The organism is Parvularcula oceani (assembly GCF_000733125.1).
GTDB classification, from domain to species: Bacteria; Pseudomonadota; Alphaproteobacteria; order Caulobacterales; family Parvularculaceae; genus Parvularcula; species Parvularcula oceani.
Genome location: NZ_JPHU01000036.1, coordinates 1 through 558, shown reverse-complemented (window position 1 = coordinate 558; position 558 = coordinate 1). Strand labels below are relative to the sequence as shown.

The following is a 558-nucleotide window of genomic DNA, read 5'->3' as shown; positions in this document are numbered from 1 at the left end:
CCTCGACCGCTTCGCGCGGGAGGGGCGTCCGCTCGACGCGCTCGCCGTCGACGGCGCGGTGCTGCGGGCACGTCCCGTCTTGATGACAGCTCTGACGACCGCGCTCGGCCTTGGCCCCCTCCTCTTCGCGAGCGGGGTCGGCGCGGAGGTGCAGCGACCGCTTGCCACCGTGGTGGTCGGTGGCCTCGTGACGTCCACCGTGCTGACGTTGCTCGTCCTGCCGGCGCTACATCGATGGTTCGCGCCGAAGCCAAAGGTGGACAGCGCGCCTCACCATCTCGGCATCCTGCAACCCGCTGAGTGATGCATCCCGGGTCGCGCCGGAAAGGCGCGACCCGGCCCCTTCTCATCGAGATTCTACCGAAGAAGCATGCCATGACGAACGACCGACATTCCGGCAGGCTGGAACGTGTCCTTCGGTCGCCGAAGAGTTCGGCGGCCCTGACGCTCGGGGCCATGCTGCTCGCTTTCGTATGGGTCAACTCGCCCTACGCGTCGGCCTATGAGAGCGTCCACCACGCACTGGCCTCCGTGACCATCGCAGGGTTCGTACTCGCT

1 protein-coding gene and 1 pseudogene are annotated in these 558 nt (G+C 67.7%); both read left to right on the top strand.

From position 1 onward, the window contains the following. Positions 1–304 (top strand): efflux RND transporter permease subunit (locus tag IE88_RS16925; RefSeq protein ID WP_036767571.1); only part of this gene is annotated, 304 nt, incomplete at its 5' end. A gap of 71 nt (positions 305–375) precedes the next feature. After that, positions 376–558, top strand: a pseudogene (locus IE88_RS16920) (hypothetical protein); the annotation flags it as partial.